This is a genomic window from Sporocytophaga myxococcoides (genome assembly GCF_000775915.1).
Classification (GTDB): Bacteria; Bacteroidota; Bacteroidia; order Cytophagales; family Cytophagaceae; genus Sporocytophaga; species Sporocytophaga myxococcoides_A.
The window spans coordinates 248,584-264,332 of record NZ_BBLT01000001.1; the positions used below are offsets into that span (position 1 = coordinate 248,584).

18 protein-coding genes are annotated in these 15,749 nt (G+C 34.3%); 9 read left to right on the plus strand and 9 right to left on the minus strand.

All coding sequences use genetic code 11. From position 1 onward, the window contains the following. Nucleotides 1–103 precede the first annotated feature (103 nt). Both MYP_RS01080 and MYP_RS01085 read left to right on the plus strand, forming a co-directional pair. A complete protein-coding gene (locus tag MYP_RS01080) occupies nucleotides 104–517 on the plus strand; it encodes a sugar 3,4-ketoisomerase (protein ID WP_045457272.1) in 414 nt (137 codons plus the stop codon). 133 nt (nucleotides 518–650) lie between these two features. Next, nucleotides 651–1,427, plus strand: coding sequence for a GNAT family N-acetyltransferase (locus MYP_RS01085; RefSeq protein ID WP_156140225.1), 777 nt, complete (start codon nucleotides 651–653; stop codon nucleotides 1,425–1,427). A gap of 5 nt (nucleotides 1,428–1,432) precedes the next feature. Here MYP_RS01085 and asnB read toward each other — a convergent pair whose 3' ends face one another. Further along, complete coding sequence (asnB, locus tag MYP_RS01090; RefSeq protein ID WP_045457278.1) at nucleotides 1,433–3,439, minus strand: asparagine synthase (glutamine-hydrolyzing); 2,007 nt, start codon at nucleotides 3,437–3,439, stop codon at nucleotides 1,433–1,435. Nucleotides 3,440–3,664: 225 nt separating this feature from the next. On the opposite strand from asnB, the gene MYP_RS01095 reads away from it, so the two are divergent. The 3 genes from MYP_RS01095 to MYP_RS26690 all read left to right on the plus strand — a co-directional run bounded on the left by MYP_RS01095 (nucleotide 3,665) and on the right by MYP_RS26690 (nucleotide 6,066). Beyond that, nucleotides 3,665–4,912: a hypothetical protein gene (locus tag MYP_RS01095; RefSeq protein ID WP_156140227.1), complete on the plus strand. Its 1,248-nt coding sequence runs from the start codon at nucleotides 3,665–3,667 to the stop codon at nucleotides 4,910–4,912. After that, nucleotides 4,909–5,844: a glycosyltransferase family 2 protein gene (locus tag MYP_RS01100; RefSeq protein ID WP_045457284.1), complete on the plus strand. Its 936-nt coding sequence runs from the start codon at nucleotides 4,909–4,911 to the stop codon at nucleotides 5,842–5,844. Before MYP_RS01095 ends, MYP_RS01100 begins: the two co-directional genes overlap by 4 nt. 87 nt (nucleotides 5,845–5,931) lie before the next feature. After that, nucleotides 5,932–6,066 carry a hypothetical protein gene (locus MYP_RS26690; protein WP_262506718.1) on the plus strand — a complete coding sequence of 45 codons (135 nt, stop codon included), beginning with the start codon at nucleotides 5,932–5,934 and terminating at the stop codon, nucleotides 6,064–6,066. A gap of 49 nt (nucleotides 6,067–6,115) precedes the next feature. Here MYP_RS26690 and rsgA read toward each other — a convergent pair whose 3' ends face one another. Both rsgA and MYP_RS01110 read right to left on the minus strand, forming a co-directional pair. Then, nucleotides 6,116–7,039, minus strand: a complete 924-nt coding sequence (rsgA, locus tag MYP_RS01105) for a ribosome small subunit-dependent GTPase A (RefSeq protein WP_045457287.1) — start codon at nucleotides 7,037–7,039, stop codon at nucleotides 6,116–6,118. A gap of 51 nt (nucleotides 7,040–7,090) precedes the next feature. Continuing rightward, complete coding sequence (locus MYP_RS01110; RefSeq protein WP_045457290.1) at nucleotides 7,091–8,332, minus strand: 3-deoxy-D-manno-octulosonic acid transferase; 1,242 nt, start codon at nucleotides 8,330–8,332, stop codon at nucleotides 7,091–7,093. A 110-nt stretch (nucleotides 8,333–8,442) separates the two neighbouring features. Here MYP_RS01110 and MYP_RS01115 point away from each other — a divergent pair, with 110 nt between their 5' ends. Then, complete coding sequence (locus MYP_RS01115; protein ID WP_045457294.1) at nucleotides 8,443–9,741, plus strand: MFS transporter; 1,299 nt, start codon at nucleotides 8,443–8,445, stop codon at nucleotides 9,739–9,741. A 148-nt stretch (nucleotides 9,742–9,889) separates the two neighbouring features. Here MYP_RS01115 and MYP_RS01120 read toward each other — a convergent pair whose 3' ends face one another. Continuing rightward, the gene (locus MYP_RS01120) at nucleotides 9,890–10,519 is read right to left on the minus strand and encodes a peroxiredoxin (RefSeq protein WP_045457297.1); all 630 of its coding nucleotides are present in this window, start codon (nucleotides 10,517–10,519) and stop codon (nucleotides 9,890–9,892) included. A 31-nt stretch (nucleotides 10,520–10,550) separates the two neighbouring features. Further along, nucleotides 10,551–10,991, minus strand: coding sequence for a Fur family transcriptional regulator (locus MYP_RS01125; protein ID WP_045457300.1), 441 nt, complete (start codon nucleotides 10,989–10,991; stop codon nucleotides 10,551–10,553). A 655-nt stretch (nucleotides 10,992–11,646) separates the two neighbouring features. On the opposite strand from MYP_RS01125, the gene MYP_RS01135 reads away from it, so the two are divergent. Together MYP_RS01135 and MYP_RS01140 are read left to right on the plus strand one after the other, a co-directional pair. Next, complete coding sequence (locus MYP_RS01135; protein ID WP_045457306.1) at nucleotides 11,647–12,123, plus strand: low molecular weight protein-tyrosine-phosphatase; 477 nt, start codon at nucleotides 11,647–11,649, stop codon at nucleotides 12,121–12,123. Between the two features lie 8 nt (nucleotides 12,124–12,131). Next, nucleotides 12,132–12,974 carry a fructosamine kinase family protein gene (locus MYP_RS01140; RefSeq protein WP_045457309.1) on the plus strand — a complete coding sequence of 281 codons (843 nt, stop codon included), beginning with the start codon at nucleotides 12,132–12,134 and terminating at the stop codon, nucleotides 12,972–12,974. Here the strand turns inward: MYP_RS01140 and MYP_RS01145 are convergent. Next, nucleotides 12,942–13,280, minus strand: a complete 339-nt coding sequence (locus tag MYP_RS01145; RefSeq protein ID WP_045457312.1) for a hypothetical protein — start codon at nucleotides 13,278–13,280, stop codon at nucleotides 12,942–12,944. The genes MYP_RS01140 and MYP_RS01145 overlap by 33 nt on opposite strands. Nucleotides 13,281–13,348: 68 nt before the next feature. On the opposite strand from MYP_RS01145, the gene MYP_RS01150 reads away from it, so the two are divergent. Beyond that, nucleotides 13,349–13,951 carry a porin family protein gene (locus MYP_RS01150; protein ID WP_045457315.1) on the plus strand — a complete coding sequence of 201 codons (603 nt, stop codon included), beginning with the start codon at nucleotides 13,349–13,351 and terminating at the stop codon, nucleotides 13,949–13,951. 114 nt (nucleotides 13,952–14,065) lie between these two features. On the opposite strand, the gene MYP_RS01155 is transcribed toward MYP_RS01150, so the two are convergent. From MYP_RS01155 to yihA, 3 genes are all read right to left on the minus strand, one after another. Next, nucleotides 14,066–14,623, minus strand: coding sequence for a DUF5606 family protein (locus MYP_RS01155; RefSeq protein WP_045457318.1), 558 nt, complete (start codon nucleotides 14,621–14,623; stop codon nucleotides 14,066–14,068). Nucleotides 14,624–14,647: 24 nt separating this feature from the next. After that, nucleotides 14,648–15,001, minus strand: a complete 354-nt coding sequence (locus MYP_RS01160; RefSeq protein ID WP_045457321.1) for an energy transducer TonB — start codon at nucleotides 14,999–15,001, stop codon at nucleotides 14,648–14,650. A gap of 65 nt (nucleotides 15,002–15,066) precedes the next feature. Beyond that, on the minus strand, nucleotides 15,067–15,678 hold the full coding sequence (gene yihA, locus MYP_RS01165) for a ribosome biogenesis GTP-binding protein YihA/YsxC (RefSeq protein ID WP_045457324.1): 612 nt from the start codon (nucleotides 15,676–15,678) through the stop codon (nucleotides 15,067–15,069). Between the last annotated feature and the right edge of the window lie 71 nt (nucleotides 15,679–15,749).

Sequence of the window (15,749 nt, forward strand, 5' to 3'; positions counted from 1 at the left end):
ATTGCGTAAAAAGATTCATCAATTTTTCATATTTCCCTATTAATAGCGGTTATTTGCGAAAAAAATTGTTTTTATTTAAGAATTAGTTGGATAAGTGGATTTAATGGATATTCCCAGAATAATAGATTTTCAAAAGATAGGCAATCCGGAAATTGGATATATCTCAATAGCAGAACCTAAAGGAGAGTTACCATTTCCTGTAAAAAGGGTATATTGGGTTTATGGAACACCGGAAAAGTCTGAAAGGGGGAATCATGCTTCTAAAACAGGAAAACAGGTGTTAGTGATTGTAAATGGTGAAGCTGAAGTGATTTTAGAAAATCCTGAAGGAAAGATTAGTAATTTTAAATTAAATGATCCGAATATAGGTTTGTATGTACCTCCTTTACACTGGAAACAAATCAAACTTTCCGAAAAGGCAATCATTTTAAGTCTTGCATCTTCAGAATTTGATGAATCAGATTATCTAAGAGATTATAAATTGTTTAAGTCCTTTGTTGCTGTTCAAAGACGATAGTACTTTTTCTATTCAAAATTCCTTTAAGGGATTTCTTTTTAACTCTGTTGAACAAATTCATTTTCAGTCTGCAGGGAATCCGTTTTACTCTTTTATTCTCTTTGAAGAAAAAGCTTCTGTGGCCCGATTAAGAATGACCTTATTCATCAGGAATTCAGAAGCATATAGTCCATTAAGATCTCCTTTTGGTAGCCTTGAGTTTGATGAGAATACTAATATTCAGGATATCAATTATTTTTTTAAGGAGCTTGACAAATGGCTGGTCTCAAGGAAAATAGAAAAGGTTTTTATTGTTTCTTATCCCTATTGCTATAATCAGAAGCATAGTGAAATGGTGACCCATTGTTTTCTGAAAAATGGCTATTTTATTTCTGAATATGATATGAACTTTCATCTTCAGATTTCTTCAGATAATTTTGAAAAAAAATTAGATCCTGCCGCTCGCAGAAGGTATGCGAAATTCAAAGATAAATTTCAGTTTTCGATAGAAGAGTCTCCTGATATAGAAACTATTTTCAGTTTGATAAAAGAAAACCGTGAGATTAAGGGAAATCCGGTATCTATTACCCCTGAAGTTTTAGGAAATCTTTATTATTCATTCAAGGAAAATTTTAAATCCTTTTTGTTGAAAGATGGTGAAACACTCATTGGCTCGGCTTTTGGCGTAAGAGTTTCGGAAAATGTTTTGTATTATTACCTTGCTGCGGATTCTTATGGTTATAAAAAATACAGTCCATCTACTATTATGATTGGGCAAATTTATAACTACTGCCTTCAGGCAGGTATATCAATATTTGATTTGGGGATAGCAACAAGCAAGAGCGTTCCAAATTTTGGCCTAATAAAATTTAAGCAGAATATGGGAGGAATTGTTTCATTAAAACTCTCCTTTGAAAAAATATTAAATTGAATTTTTCACAAACTGAATTTTTGTTTCCAAATAGCGAAGTTGATGATTCTCCAAAGCCGCCTCGCTGAATTATTGTCTGCACTATCAATCAGAAGGTCCCAGTCTCTAAGCAGCTCTCTGGTATTCACGAAATGGTCTAAATTATTGTTTATATAGGATTTGTAAAATTTTTTGGAATGCTTCAGCCAGTTTGCTTCAGGAGTTGAGAACCCTTTTTTATCTTTTCTATTTGCTATGGATTCGGGAAGTAAATCTCTCATAGACTCCCTGAGTAATACTTTGCTATACCCTTTCCTTATTTTATAGGTTGAGGAGATATTGAAGATGTATTCTATAAGTTTTAAATCGTCTGCAAAAGGCATTCTTGTTTCGACCGAAAATTTCATGGAGTTTCTGTCTGCAGTCTTAAACAGATGTTTTATATCCTGTCCGGTAAACTGATTATAAAGATATTTATTCAGATGAAGAGGTAGGGAATCCAGAATTATCGTGAGGGCTTCCTTTTCCCTTTCCCAAAAGGGTTCTGCAATATAGCTGTATTCTCGATGAAGTTTTCTGTATCTGTTATTTTTAAGTTGATCAAAAGCTGTCTGGAAATATATTTTTTTCCCGATTAGTTCCGCCATAGTTTTGGCATCTGAAAAATCTCCTTTGCTACAAATAATATTATTTAAGAGGATTCGGAAGGACAGAGAATTGAATGCTTGGCCGATAAATGCACTATAGTGAGGAATATATCCGGAAAAAAGCTCATCACCACCCTGGCCGTCAAGAGTAACTTTTATGTTCTCCTGCTTGATCAGTTTCATAACTGAATATTGTGCAAATGTACTTGTAGAAACGAAGGGGATATCCTGTGTATAAATAAGATTTTCAGTTTCTTCAATAAGGTCCTGAGCTTCAGGATAGGTCTTATACCAAGCCGATTTGGTTTTTTTTACAACTTCGTTAGCCCATGAGCTTTCGTCATAAGCCGGGTCTTTAAAACAGGCTGTAAAAACTTTCTGAGAAAAAGTATTTTTCTCAGCAGAGATTTGCTGCGTAAGGTGTTGAACCGTGCATACAATTGATGCACTATCTAAGCCACCGCTGAGGCAACTGCCTACAGGTACATCAGACTGAAGCCTTGCATTTACGGAATCCTTTATAAGTTCTTTTATATCGCTGAGATAATTTTGGAATTTTTTTTTATTAAAAGATTCAGTTGTCTTGTTATAGCTCAGTTCATAATATTTGTTGATTTTGATGCTCCTAGTATCCAGATATATAGTTAATGAATGAGAAGGTAGAAGCTCAATGACATTGCGGAACAATCCTTCTTGTTCTGTTTCCGTTTTTCCCAAAACGAGATACTCAAATGCGGCCTTTTCATTTATGCTGGTGGATAAATGTGGCAATGTCATTAGGGCTTTTTGTTCTGATGCAAAGGAAAAATAATTCTGGTCTTGATGGTAATAAAACGGTTTTACACCAAATCTGTCCCTGGCAGCAAAAAACAGATTTTTATTCTTGTCATAAATAACAAATGCCCACATACCATTTAACTTGGATAGCATGGTTTCTCCCCATTCCTGGTATGCAGCCAGAACTACTTCTGTATCTGTATCTGTCCTAAATTGGTATCCTCTTTCTAAAAGGTTGTTTTTTAATTCTTTGTAATTGTAAATTTCTCCGTTATAAACAATCCAAAGATCGCCCGCAAAATTACACAGAGGTTGGTGGCCTGCGGCAGAAACATCAATAATACTTAATCTTCTATGTCCCAGAACTGCTCTCCAGTTTGTAGCAGGTAGTGTAGTAATATCTTTTTGGGGAGCAAATCTAAAGTCGCTTTCTTTAACCTGAGAAGGGGTATCTGTTCCGGCAGTACATTCTACAAAAGCATCATATATTGTTACAAATCCTTCATCATCAGGCCCCCTGTGACTTATAGAATCTGTCATTTTTTTAATGACAGTATTTGGCAAGCTAATGTCTGAGGATAATTTTATGATTCCCGCAATTCCACACATGAAATTCTTAAGTTATTCGACCATTTAAAGTTAGTAGATTAAATATTATAACTTTATTACCAGGGTAAAATTTTATTTTTTGGATTAACTTTGAAAAAGACAGGTTATGAAAATATTTAATGCAAAGAGATTTGCAGGATTTGTTGTTATGAATTGTTGCTCAATATTAATAATTATTACTCAAATTCGTTTTTCTTTTTCCAAAGGAAGTTAGTATTCGAAAGTATGCGGTTTATAAAATCATCTATGTGGGCGGGGGCAGTTGTTGGTGTAAAAGCCTTTGGGAATATTTTAATTAATAAATTAATCTCATCCTACTATCAAAGCCCCGATGTATTTGCATTATTGGCTCATTTTCAAAATTTATTAGGTATATTTTTGTCAGTTCCGGCAGATGGTATAAATCAGGGCATAGTAAAATATCTTTCAGATAAAAACTTAAGAAAAGCAGATTACTATAATTACTATTATGCAGGATTATTTCTGAATCTACTTGTGTTTGCAGCATGTTTTATCTCTTTATGGTTTTACAAAGATTATTTTACATCGGTTTTTTCAATAAATGAAAATAGAAGTTTGTGGATATTGGGAGTTGGAGCTATCATTCTTGCTCAATTGTTAACTTTATATTTTCAGTCTCTTTTACTGGCCTTTCAGGAGCTGAAAGTATATGCATTGCTCAGTGCTGCAGGTATTGTTAGCGCAATAGCATTTTGTTATTTCGCCTTGATAAAATTTAATTTCCCAGTTGTATTACTGGCTGTCGGTTTAGGCAATTCGGGCTTGTTTCTGATCAATATCATTTTTATTGTTAAAAGACATTTTCCAACTATCAGTATTGGAAAGCCTAAGGTGGAGGCCATAAAAAAACTTGGTGAATTTGTATTGATGGCTTTGAGTATATTGCTTTTTGGAAAAATGGTAGATTTTGTGATCAGACAGTTTGCCATGAATTCATTTTCAACCTATCAGACAGGATTATGGCAAACAGTAGTGAAGTTTTCTGATTATTATACCGCCGCTTTCGGAAGCCTCATTGCAATGGTATATTTTCCTAAGATCAGTGAATATATAAATGATTTCGATGTGCTTAAAAAGTATGTGAGGGAAGTAGCTATTATTATAGTTCCCTTAATTGCATTCGGACTCATTGCCATATATTTTCTGAGGGAATATATCTTGGTACTGTTCTTTGACGAACATTTCAGAAGTGCAGAAAGGTTTTTCCTGTTTCAATTAATAGGCGATTTTTTAAAAATGATCTCCTTCTTGCTGGCATATCTTATCAATGCCCAGGCAAGAACGGGATTGTTTATTTTATCTCAAGGGCTTTCAGCCTTCCTTTATATTGGTCTCATATTTCTTTGCTCTTCTTATATTGGCATTGATGGATTTACTCTGGCACATACGCTACGATATATAGTTTATTGCATATTTATTGTTTTGTTATATCGTAAACTCATATTTTCATGAAACCTCTGGTATCCGTTATATGCCTGTGTTATAACCATGAAAAGTTTGTTGAAAAAGCTTTATTGTCAGTAGTAAATCAAACCTATTCGAATGTTGAAATAATAGTGGTAGATGATTGCAGTACTGATAAGAGCAGTGAATTGATTATGCGGTTTTTGAAGACTTATCAAAGTATAAAGTTTATTCAAAATGAAGCTAATGTTGGCAATTGTATTTCCTTTAACAAAGCTCTTGCAATTGCCAATGGAGATTTTATAGTCGATTTTGCTACGGATGATATATTAAAGAAAGATAAGCTTGAACTACAGGTAAATGCTTTTGAGCAACTCGACAATTCTTATGGAGTTGTATTTACAAATGCAGAAATTATAAACGAGAATGGAGATTACCTTATGGATTGGTATGACAGAGGTGTAGCCGTTTCGGATGGGTATGTGTTTGAAAAAATTTTAAAAAAGAGTTATATAAGCGCTTCAACAATGCTGGTGAGGAGGGAAGTATTTGATTTTTTGGGTGGATATGATGAAAGACTGGCTTATGAAGATTTTGACTTTTGGGTAAGGTCTTCTCAGAAGTTCAAGTACTATTATTTATCTGATAAGACAATAGAAAAAAGAATCGTTTCCAGATCGCTTTCTGCAAAGGCTGATACAAAAATCGGATATACTATTATAGCTTCTACTCTTAATGTTTGTGCAAAGGCTTGGTGGCTTTTAAAAAACGAAACTGAAAAACAAGCATTAAAAAAAAGGATCTATTTCGAAATGCGACATGCGTTAATGATAGAAGCGTTCGATTGTGTCTTGTCCTATTATTCACTACTTAAAGAAATGAACGATACTGATATAAAAAGCAGATTGATCAAAACATTGGCTGAATTGAAAATACCATTATATTATTTTTATAAAATTTATAAAGGAGGGCAAGGGTAATTATGGAAATGAAGAGAAGATTGAATGCTATGAAGATACTGATTGGTATCCAGAAGGAACTTTTACTGAAAAAGGAGCTATATACAGATGACTTTTGAAAACGATGCTACGGAAGTTTTCTCAGGTTTCTTTGCTGTAAGCGAGAAATGTCGTGATCAAAGGAAGTGGTACTATGGCTTCTTATATTTACCAGGTATTGAATTGCAGGCAAAGCTTGGTTAATAGTTCAAAGCCAATTGTTGAAACGAAATACATTGCCAATAGAAATTGCTTATCTTCTGCTATCCTCATTGGTAAGCATGCTTAAATAACTTTCATACCTGGATAAGGCAATTTTCCCTTTTTCTACCTGTTGAACGATGCTGCACCCTGGTTCGTTAAAGTGCTTGCAGTTATGAAATCTACAATGTCCCAGAAGCTCTCTCATTTCAGGGAAATAATGACTGATTTCTTCTTCCTCCATGTCAAAAATTCCAAGTTCTTTAATACCTGGAGTATCAATAATGTAGGTATCGGGTTCCAGTTCAAACATTTCAGCAAAAGTAGTAGTGTGCTTGCCTTTCAGACTGAAATCTGATATATCCCCGGTTTTGAGTTCGAGGTCTGGAGCAATTAAATTGATAAGTGAAGACTTTCCTACTCCTGAATGTCCGCTTATAAGACTCTTTTTATTTTTAAGAATGTTTTTGAAATCTTCAATACCTTGGCCTGTTTGTACTGAAGTCAGAATACACTTGTATCCCAGACCTTCATATATGTCTACAAGGTCCTGCTGATAGGTATAAAGAGCTTCATCATATAAGTCTGTTTTATTAAAGACTAATACTGCTGGTATTCTGAAAGCTTCGCAGGAGACAAGAAACCTGTCAATGAATCCAAGTGATGTTCTGGGAAGTACGAGGGTGACAACAAGTATACTCTGATCTATATTCGCCGCAATCATGTGACCATGCCCTGTTTTGTGAACAGATTTTCTGATCATGTAATTTTCTCTCGGATGGATCTTTTCAATGATAACAGTACGTTCAGCAGTATTCTCAATTGTAAAATCTACATAGTCCCCTACAGCAATGGGATTCGTTACTTTGAAGTTTTTCAGTTTGAATTTGCCGGGCAATCTTCCTTTAAAGATCTCTTTTTGATCCGTTATTATTTCGTACCATGATCCTGTGGATCTCATTATCATTCCTTGCATGTGTAGCTTTGGATTTTATTTTTAATAAGAGTAATCTTTTAAGTCCTGTTATTAGTTCAGCAATAAAGCTGAATAATCGATGATTCTGTCTGTAGCACCTTTATTTGCCTCTATGAAATTTTTATTTTTATTGGTGATTTCCTGATGGAGGACAGCATCATTCATTACGTTGAAAAATGCATTTTCAAACTCTTTTGCAGATGTAATTGAAAAAGCTCCGCCAATGCTTATCAGGTCCTTTGCTTCCTGGAACTTCTTATAGTTTGGGCCAAAAAATAATGGTAATCCAAAAGTAGCCGCTTCAAGTGTATTATGTAAACCTTTTCCAAATGCACCGCCAATATATCCAAAATCACCATAAGCATAAACACCGGATAAGATACCTATGCAATCTATTATCAATACTTCAAAATTATTTAACTGTAAGTTGTCAGCCTTGGTGTATCTGACACAATTAAGTTTACAGCTTTGAATAAAATCATTGATCTCATGCTCATGAATTTCATGTGGTGCAATTATGAACTTTAAATCTTTAATACCTTTATTAATTAATGGCAACAGAATTTCCAGATCCTTTGGCCATGTGCTTCCGGCAATAAAAACTTTAGAATTACTTTTAAAAGATTCAACAATCGGAAGAGGTTTGATTGATTTTCGTATTTCGAGAACTCTGTCGAAACGCGTATCACCGGCAATTTCACCTGTATTGATTTGATGAGTTGTAAGTAACTCCAGTGACTCTTTATTCTGGACAAAAATTTTTGAAATACTTTTAAGAATTGCCAGATAGAACTTCCCATAAGATTTAAAGAAAAGCTGGTCCTTTCTGAAAATTGTAGAAAATGAGATCACCGGGATTCCGGACTCGTTCAGACAATGGATGTAATGATGCCAGAATTCATATTTAACAAAAAATGCAATTTTGGGTCTCGTAATTTCAATAAAAGACTTTGAATTTGAATGAGTATCGAGTGGCAGGTATTCGATAAAATCAGCTTTTGGATAATTTTTCCTGACCTCATAACCACTTGGGGAAAAGAAGGTTAGGAGAATCTTGTATTCAGGAAATTTTCCCCTGAAATTTTCAAGTACAGGTCTTGCCTGTTCAAACTCACCTAAAGAAGCGCAATGAAACCAGGCTACCGGAGCTTTATTCGTTTTAAATTTACCTCCAAGTTTTTCTTTCCAATTTTTCCTTCCTCTAATCCATAATTTAGCTTTGGAATTAAATGGTGAAATGAATAGAATGAGCAGATAGTAGAGATAAATTCCGGCGTTATAGAATATAATCATCAAGGATATCTAAAATGACTAAAAGTCATCTTCTAAGTGAAATTTTTTAATTATTTTAGGAGGTTAAAATTAACGAAAAAAGACGAATCTAATTACCATAAAGGTTTATTATGAATAAAGAAAAAGTCAGCTATAAAGATGCCCTCAATCTTGCTGTCATTGTTGCCGCTTTAGGCTATTTTGTAGATGTTTATGACCTTGTTTTATTCCTTATTGTAGGACTGAAGAGTTTGGAAGACTTGAAAATTCCCGGAGAACCTGTTAAAAATTTTCAATTTCTGCTGAATGTCCAGATGATTGGGATGCTGATAGGAGGGGTATTCTGGGGAGTCCTTGGAGATAAAAAGGGAAGGCTTTCTGTACTTTTTGGATCTATATTACTTTATTCTCTTGCAAACCTTGCCAATGGATTGGTAGCAGAAATTAGTACTGTCACAGGCTTCTCTCCGATGGATACCTATGCAGTACTACGATTTTTAGCTGGGCTGGGGCTGGCTGGAGAACTTGGTGCAGGAATCACACTTGTTTCGGAAACGATGCCAAAAGAAACCAGAGGTTATGGTACAATGATTATAGCTTCTGTTGGTGTTACTGGTGCAGTAGTGGCAGCCCTCATTGGAAAAATAGGATGGGAGTTATCCTATTTCATTGGCGGAGGATTAGGTATCTCTCTTCTCCTGCTCCGCATTGGGGTTTTTGAGTCAGGCATGTTTCAAGGCCTAATGGAAAAGAAAGTGAAACAAGGTGAGTTTATGATGCTTTTTCAAAATAAAGAAAGAGCAATTAAATATTTGAACTGCATTTTAATCGGATTGCCCGTATGGTTTATCATAGGTATTCTAATAGGGCGTGCGGGGCTAATTGCAAAAACACTGAATGTACAAGGTACGATAGAGCAGGGATATGCAGTTATGCTTTGCTATGGAGGCTTGGTCTTCGGTGACCTGTGCAGCGGTTTAATGAGTCAGGCTTTAAAAAGCAGGAAAAAAGTATTTTACTTTTTTTACTTGCTGTCTACACTGATCATTGTCTTTTATTTAAGGCAATATAATGTTCCAGTAGCAACATTTTATATATTTATCTTCAGTTTAGGGTTTTCAGTAGGTTTCTGGGCAATCTTCGTTACTGTGGCTTCAGAGCAGTTTGGTACAAATATTCGTGCTACAGTTACTACAACAGTTCCCAATTTTGTCAGAGGTTCATTGGTTCCAATTTCCATTTTGTTTGACTATTTATTGGAAAAGGAATTAGGACTGATTAATACAAGTTATATAGTAACTGCAATAATAGTAGTGATCTCCTTGATATCGTTATACAATCTTGACGAAACTTTCGGAAAGGACCTTGATTATCTTGAAGAGGAAGGAAGCAGCAAGCTGAAAGCTGAAGGCGTAAAGCTAAAAGCTTAAAGCGGAAAGGTAAAAGTTGAAAGAGTATTAGGCTCGAAGCATAAAGTAAACTTAGTTTAAAAAAAGCCCTGCAAAACATATCTGCAGGGCTTTTTTAATCTGTAGGTTTTCCAACTTTCAACTTTTAACTTTAAGCTTTCAACTTAAATTAGTGTTTCGCCAAATAATCAGCAACACCTTCTCTTGATGCTTTCATAGCATCTTTACCTTCTTCCCAGTTAGCAGGACAAACCTCACCATACTTTTCGTTGTGACGAAGCGCATCAACAATTCTGATTGCCTCATCAATATTTCTGCCTAGTGGAAGGTCATTTACAAGTTCATGTCTTACTATACCGTTTTTGTCAATAAGGAAGGTTGCTCTGTAAGCGATTGGAATACCTTTGAATTCCATCATTCCTTCTTCGTTGTACTCATATTCACCGGCAAGTACACCATAGTTTAATGAAATTGTCTTTGCTACGTCAGCAACAATCGGGTAAGTTACGCCCTGAATACCACCTTGTGCCTTTGGAGTCGTAAGCCAGGCAAGGTGAGAGTTCTCAGTATCTGTAGAACATCCGACTACTGCTACATTTCTTTTTTCAAATTCAGCCAGCTTTTCCTGAAAAGCAAGTATTTCAGTAGGGCAAACAAAAGTGAAGTCTTTAGGATAAAAGAAAAAGATTACATCTCTTTTTCCAAGGTACTGCTGAAGGCTGAATCCTTCAACGATTTCTTCTCCGTTGATTACCGCCGGAGCATTGAATACAGGAGCTTTTCTTCCTACTAATGCCATGATTATTTCTAAAATTTTAGGTTAATATTAGTTAATTTGATTTTTCTGCTATGTCGACTTTTTCTCCTTGGATTTGGAGCTTAAAATCTTTGATTTTTAAATTCGGTATACTTTTCTTTTTAAAGAATGCAATAATCAGTTCCTGCAATTCCGAATCATAAAAATCAACTATTTCTTTAGTATCAGTATAATAAATATGATGATGTGAATTTAAGTTAGCATCATATCTGTAACTGCCGGTTTCTGAAAGAACTTTTTCTGCAAGTCCTGTTTGTACAAATGTATCAAGTGTTTTGTATACTGTTCCTAATGAAATGCTTGGATTATTGATTTTTAGTTTTTCAAAAAGAAGTTCTGCAGTAGGGTGTTCAAAAGAATTAAACAGCAGATGGTAAATCACAATTCTTTGATGTGTGGCTTTTAACCCTTTGCTTATTAGTAATTCTTTTATTTCGGAAAAGCTTTTTTCCATGTTCCTTCTACTGATTAAATAAGAATAATTCCTATTTAAGAATTTTTAGAAAGACAAAAATAGACGGATTAAGAGAAAAATCAAATGGCAGAATGCAAGAATGGGATAAAACTAAAAAAAGCCCTGGTGAAAGGGCTTTTTTTAGAAGAAATTAAACAGATTATGAATAAAATTATTAAGTGTATTCTAAATATTAATACAGAAACGTTACAAAATGTAACCAATTGTTTTAAAAAAAGATTCATAAAAAAACCTCTGCAGGAGAGGTTTTGTGAAAATTTATTTTAATATTTTAAACGGTTATTAAAATTTTACTTTTTTTAGCAATTGTTGAGTCATGGCTAACTTTTCCATTTCCACATTTTTATCTGCTAATTGTGAAGTGTCCATTTTTTTGTGCAGAATAGATATACCCAAAAGCACGAAGAGACAAAATATTTTTAACAGAAATCTCAAATTTGACATAACCTCTATATTAGGCCTTACAGAATTTTAATTTTAATACCTGAAAATAATAAAAGGTAACTTAAAAAAGAGTTTTTATTAATTTTCTCATACTAAATTTAGTATAAAGTGTCCAAAATTATTAATAAATTTCAATTTATTCGACAAAAAGTGTTATTACTTATTTGACCATATTTATAATTTACTGGAAATGAAGAAAATTTTATTTGTCTGTTTGGGAAATATATGCCGATCTCCAATGGCAGAAGGTGTTTTTAAGAAAGTTATTGAAAATAAGGGTGTCTCACATAAATTTTATTGTGATTCTGCCGGGACCTCCGCCTATCATATTGGCGCTCTGCCAGATGAGCGGATGCGGGCAACAGCTATGGAACGAGGTATTATTTTGGATCATTGTGCAAGGCAAATTACAGTAAAAGATTTTGATAACTTTGATTATATCCTTGCCATGGATACTTCAAATTACAATAATATCAAAAGTCTTACAAATGATAAATTTAAGCATGATAAAGTGTTAATGATGAGGAGTTTCGATTCGATTAAAAGCACAGTGGATGTTCCTGATCCTTATTATGGCGGCATGTCCGGTTTTACCGAAGTTTATGAAATCCTCTGGAGATGTTGTAATAATTTTTACAATCATATTGAAGAAAATCAGGAAATCTAGATGCTGATATGGAAGCTGTTAGTGATCTCTTAAATGAAGTTATTCACGAAGGTATAGATTCAATAGCACCTGTTGGTGGTGGAAGTATAAATAATACTTATAAAGTAAAGACTTCCAGGAAGGTCTATTTTGTAAAGGTTAACAGAAATGTTCCTGAAGATTTTTTTGAAAAAGAAGCGGAAGGTTTGAGTTTATTAGCAAAGACTAACAGGATCAGGATTCCAGAGATAATTTTCATAGGACGTAATCTTTTGGTAATGGAGTTTATTGAAAGGGGACTTGAAAGTAAAAATTATTGGTTTAAACTGGGGCAAAAGCTTTCTGACATTCATAAAGTTACAGCTTCTTCATTTGGATTAGATTATAATAACTATATAGGTAGCCTTGAACAGCTCAATGGCTGGTACAGTAATTGGCCGGAGTTTTTTGTGGAAAGAAGAATTTTCCCATTAGCCCATAGGGCCTATGCAGACGGAAGGCTTGAAAGGAGGGGAGTAGAGTTGATTGAACAGCTTTCCAAGAAGATTAATGATTTATTGGTTCATGAAAAACCATCGTTACTACATGGGGATTTATGGAGCGGGAATGTAATGGTAGATTTATCAGAAGCTCCTGTTTTCGTAGATCCAGCAGTATATTACGGAAACAGGGAAATTGAAATAGCCTTTACGACTTTGTTCGGTGGTTTTGATCCTTTATTCTATGAGTCTTACCAGGAGGCATTTCCTTTGGAGAAAAATTTTGACAAGAGGATAGATCTTTATAATCTTTATCCATTGCTGGTCCATGCAAATTTATTTGGCGGTAGTTATTCCAATTCAGTAATGACTATCCTCCGGAGATTTGCCTGAATACTTTTGTCTGATCTGAATTCTTTGAATCTGTCTTTCTACCATTTTCTGAGCAAGAGTTAAACATAGTTCTTCTCCGGCCTTTTCCTGAAACGTTTTTTTTACAATACTTTCATTTACATCAAGTCTGTAAAGTATTTGAAATAACTTCTCCGGCTGGGTTTGCAAAAGCTGTCCTATTGCTTTGCTCAGAGCTGCAATAAGAGCATCTAGTGAGCTATTCAAATCATTTGAAGTTGAAAGACCAAACTCTTGTATCAGACTCATTCCTGCAAGGTGTTCAATTTCTTCTTTATTCTCTGGCATTAGGTATAAGGATCAAATCTGTTTGCAAATAAGTAATTACTTTTGAATATTTATCCCCACATTGTACTATGAAAAAAGCAATTATTTCTTTTTGGGCTTTAACTGCCTTATTCTTTTTAAGTTATAAAACTTCAGCTCAGTCAATCAGTGGCAAACTTATAGGAGGTATCAATGCTGGTCAGGTTGATGGGGATGATTATGCAGGCTTTGATAAACCCGGGCTAATACTGGGAGCAGCAGCAGCATTCCCTTTGTCTGAAAAAATTTTTCTGCAACCTGAAGTCTATTATTCTCAAAAAGGAGCAAAGAACAGCGAAAAGAACCCTGCCTATTTCAGATGGAGGTTAAATTACATTGAAACTCCTGTTGTTGTTCATTTCAGGATTGTGAAAAGATTTGGATTTGACGCTGGAATATCCCCCAATTTTTTATTAAAGTCCAAAGTGGATTTGGGTACTGGGTATGCTGATAATACTAAGGATTTTGATAAGGTCAATCTATGTTTACTGGGTGGGGTAGAGTTCAGAATTGTACGCGGACTTGATTTGAATATGCGTTATTCAAGATCTATAATGCCAATTAATTCCAAAGAGAGTTCTTCCTATGGCCGTAAGTTTTATACAAGTACTTTATCCCTGTCCCTCAGAATTACTTTGAATAAAGTTGAATAAAGCAGAATGCTTAAAGCAAAAAGTTGAAAGTAAAAAAATGAAAGTAAAAAGTTGAAAGTTAGTTAAATAAGTGGATTCATAAAAAAACCGGAATCACTTCCGGTTTTTCATTTTTTATGCTTTTTTAGCTGTCTTAGCTTTAGGTTTTGCTTCTTTTTCTTCTTTATCAGTAACCTTTTCTTTAGCTGCTTTAGCTTTTGGCTTGGCTGCTTTTACTGGCTCTGCCTCTTCTTTTACTTCTGAAGTTTCTGCTGAAGCACTTTCGGATGAAGATGCTGCTGTAAATCTTTCCGGAAAATAAGTTGATATGGTTGTGTACCATACAACTAATTTTTTCATATCTGATTGATATACTTTTTCTTTGTCGTAATCAGGAACGACTGACTCTACGAATTTTTGCAGTTCTGCAGGAGAAGATTTTCCTGAAACATCGATAGTTTTTCCGTATTTTTCAAAAATTCTTGAAAATACATCCTCTAAAGGAACAGACGCTTCTTTGCCGTCTGTATAGATTGAAATCTCCTTTAAAAGAGAAACTCTGGTGTTAGCATTGGCAATGAATTTAGTTTTTTGCTCATCAATACTTTCCAGGATTACACCATTCCTCGTAGGTTTTAAAACTTTATAAAGACCACTTTTTCCTGAAACTGCTGCAATATCTTTTAAATCCATTTTAAATTAAATAAGGTTAAAAATCTATAGTTTGAAATATATAGGAATACTAGTTTGAATTTTATATCCTGGAGCCTTAAATTTCAATAGTTTAGCTACCCTGAGTGCTTCCTGTCCGCAACCACCTCCGATATTTTTTACGATTGTTGGGCTAGAGATTGTACCGTCTTCATTGAGAATGAAATTGATAATACACTCTCCGGAAATTCTATTCTTCTTTGCAAGAATTGGATATACTTTGTTTTTTTCAATAAACGCATACATAGAATCTTGTCCGCCTGGATAAAATTCTGCAGCAGGTATTGCTTTTCCACTTTGAGCAAAAATCACAAAGTTTATTCCTAGGAAAAGAAGGGATGATAAAATGAGTTTTTTCATATTTTTACTCGAAATTATATTAAAAGCATTTGCAAAAATACTTTGAATTATTTACTAACCAAATTTTAATTTTTCTGTTCTTCGAAATTTTTTACCATACTATCCAAGTAATTGAGCACCTCTTCTTTTCCAAAACCTGTTTCGGAAGAAGTAACGAATCTAGGTGGCAATTCTTGCCATGTCTTTGACATCTCGTTTTCAAACTTCAGTAAATTATTATTAGCCTGTGTTTTGGATAGCTTATCGTATTTTGTGAATATTAAAGAGAATGGTATTCCATTTTCTCCAAGCCAGTTAATGAATTCTATATCAATTACTTGAGGTTCCAGTCTGTTGTCAATCAGTACGAATACGCAAAATAAATTTTCTCTTAGAGTGAGGTAATCTTTAACCATTTTTTCCCATTTGGCTTTAGATTCTTTGCTTACCTTGGCCCACCCATATCCTGGTAAATCGACCAGATACCATTTCTCATTGATAATAAAATGATTAATAAGCTGTGTCTTACCTGGTTTTGCACTGGTTTTAGCCAATCCCTTTTGTCCGGTGAGCATATTAATAAGAGAAGATTTACCCACATTGGACCTGCCGATAAATGCAAATTCACACTTATCCGGTAAGGGGCAATCTTTGTAATTAGTTTTGCTTTGGACAAAAGCTGCTTTTTTTATTATCATAATTGTGTAGTCTTTCGTTGCAGAATTTCGCCAGTTGAAATCTCTTAAGGAAAGGCAAAATTAAAAGAATT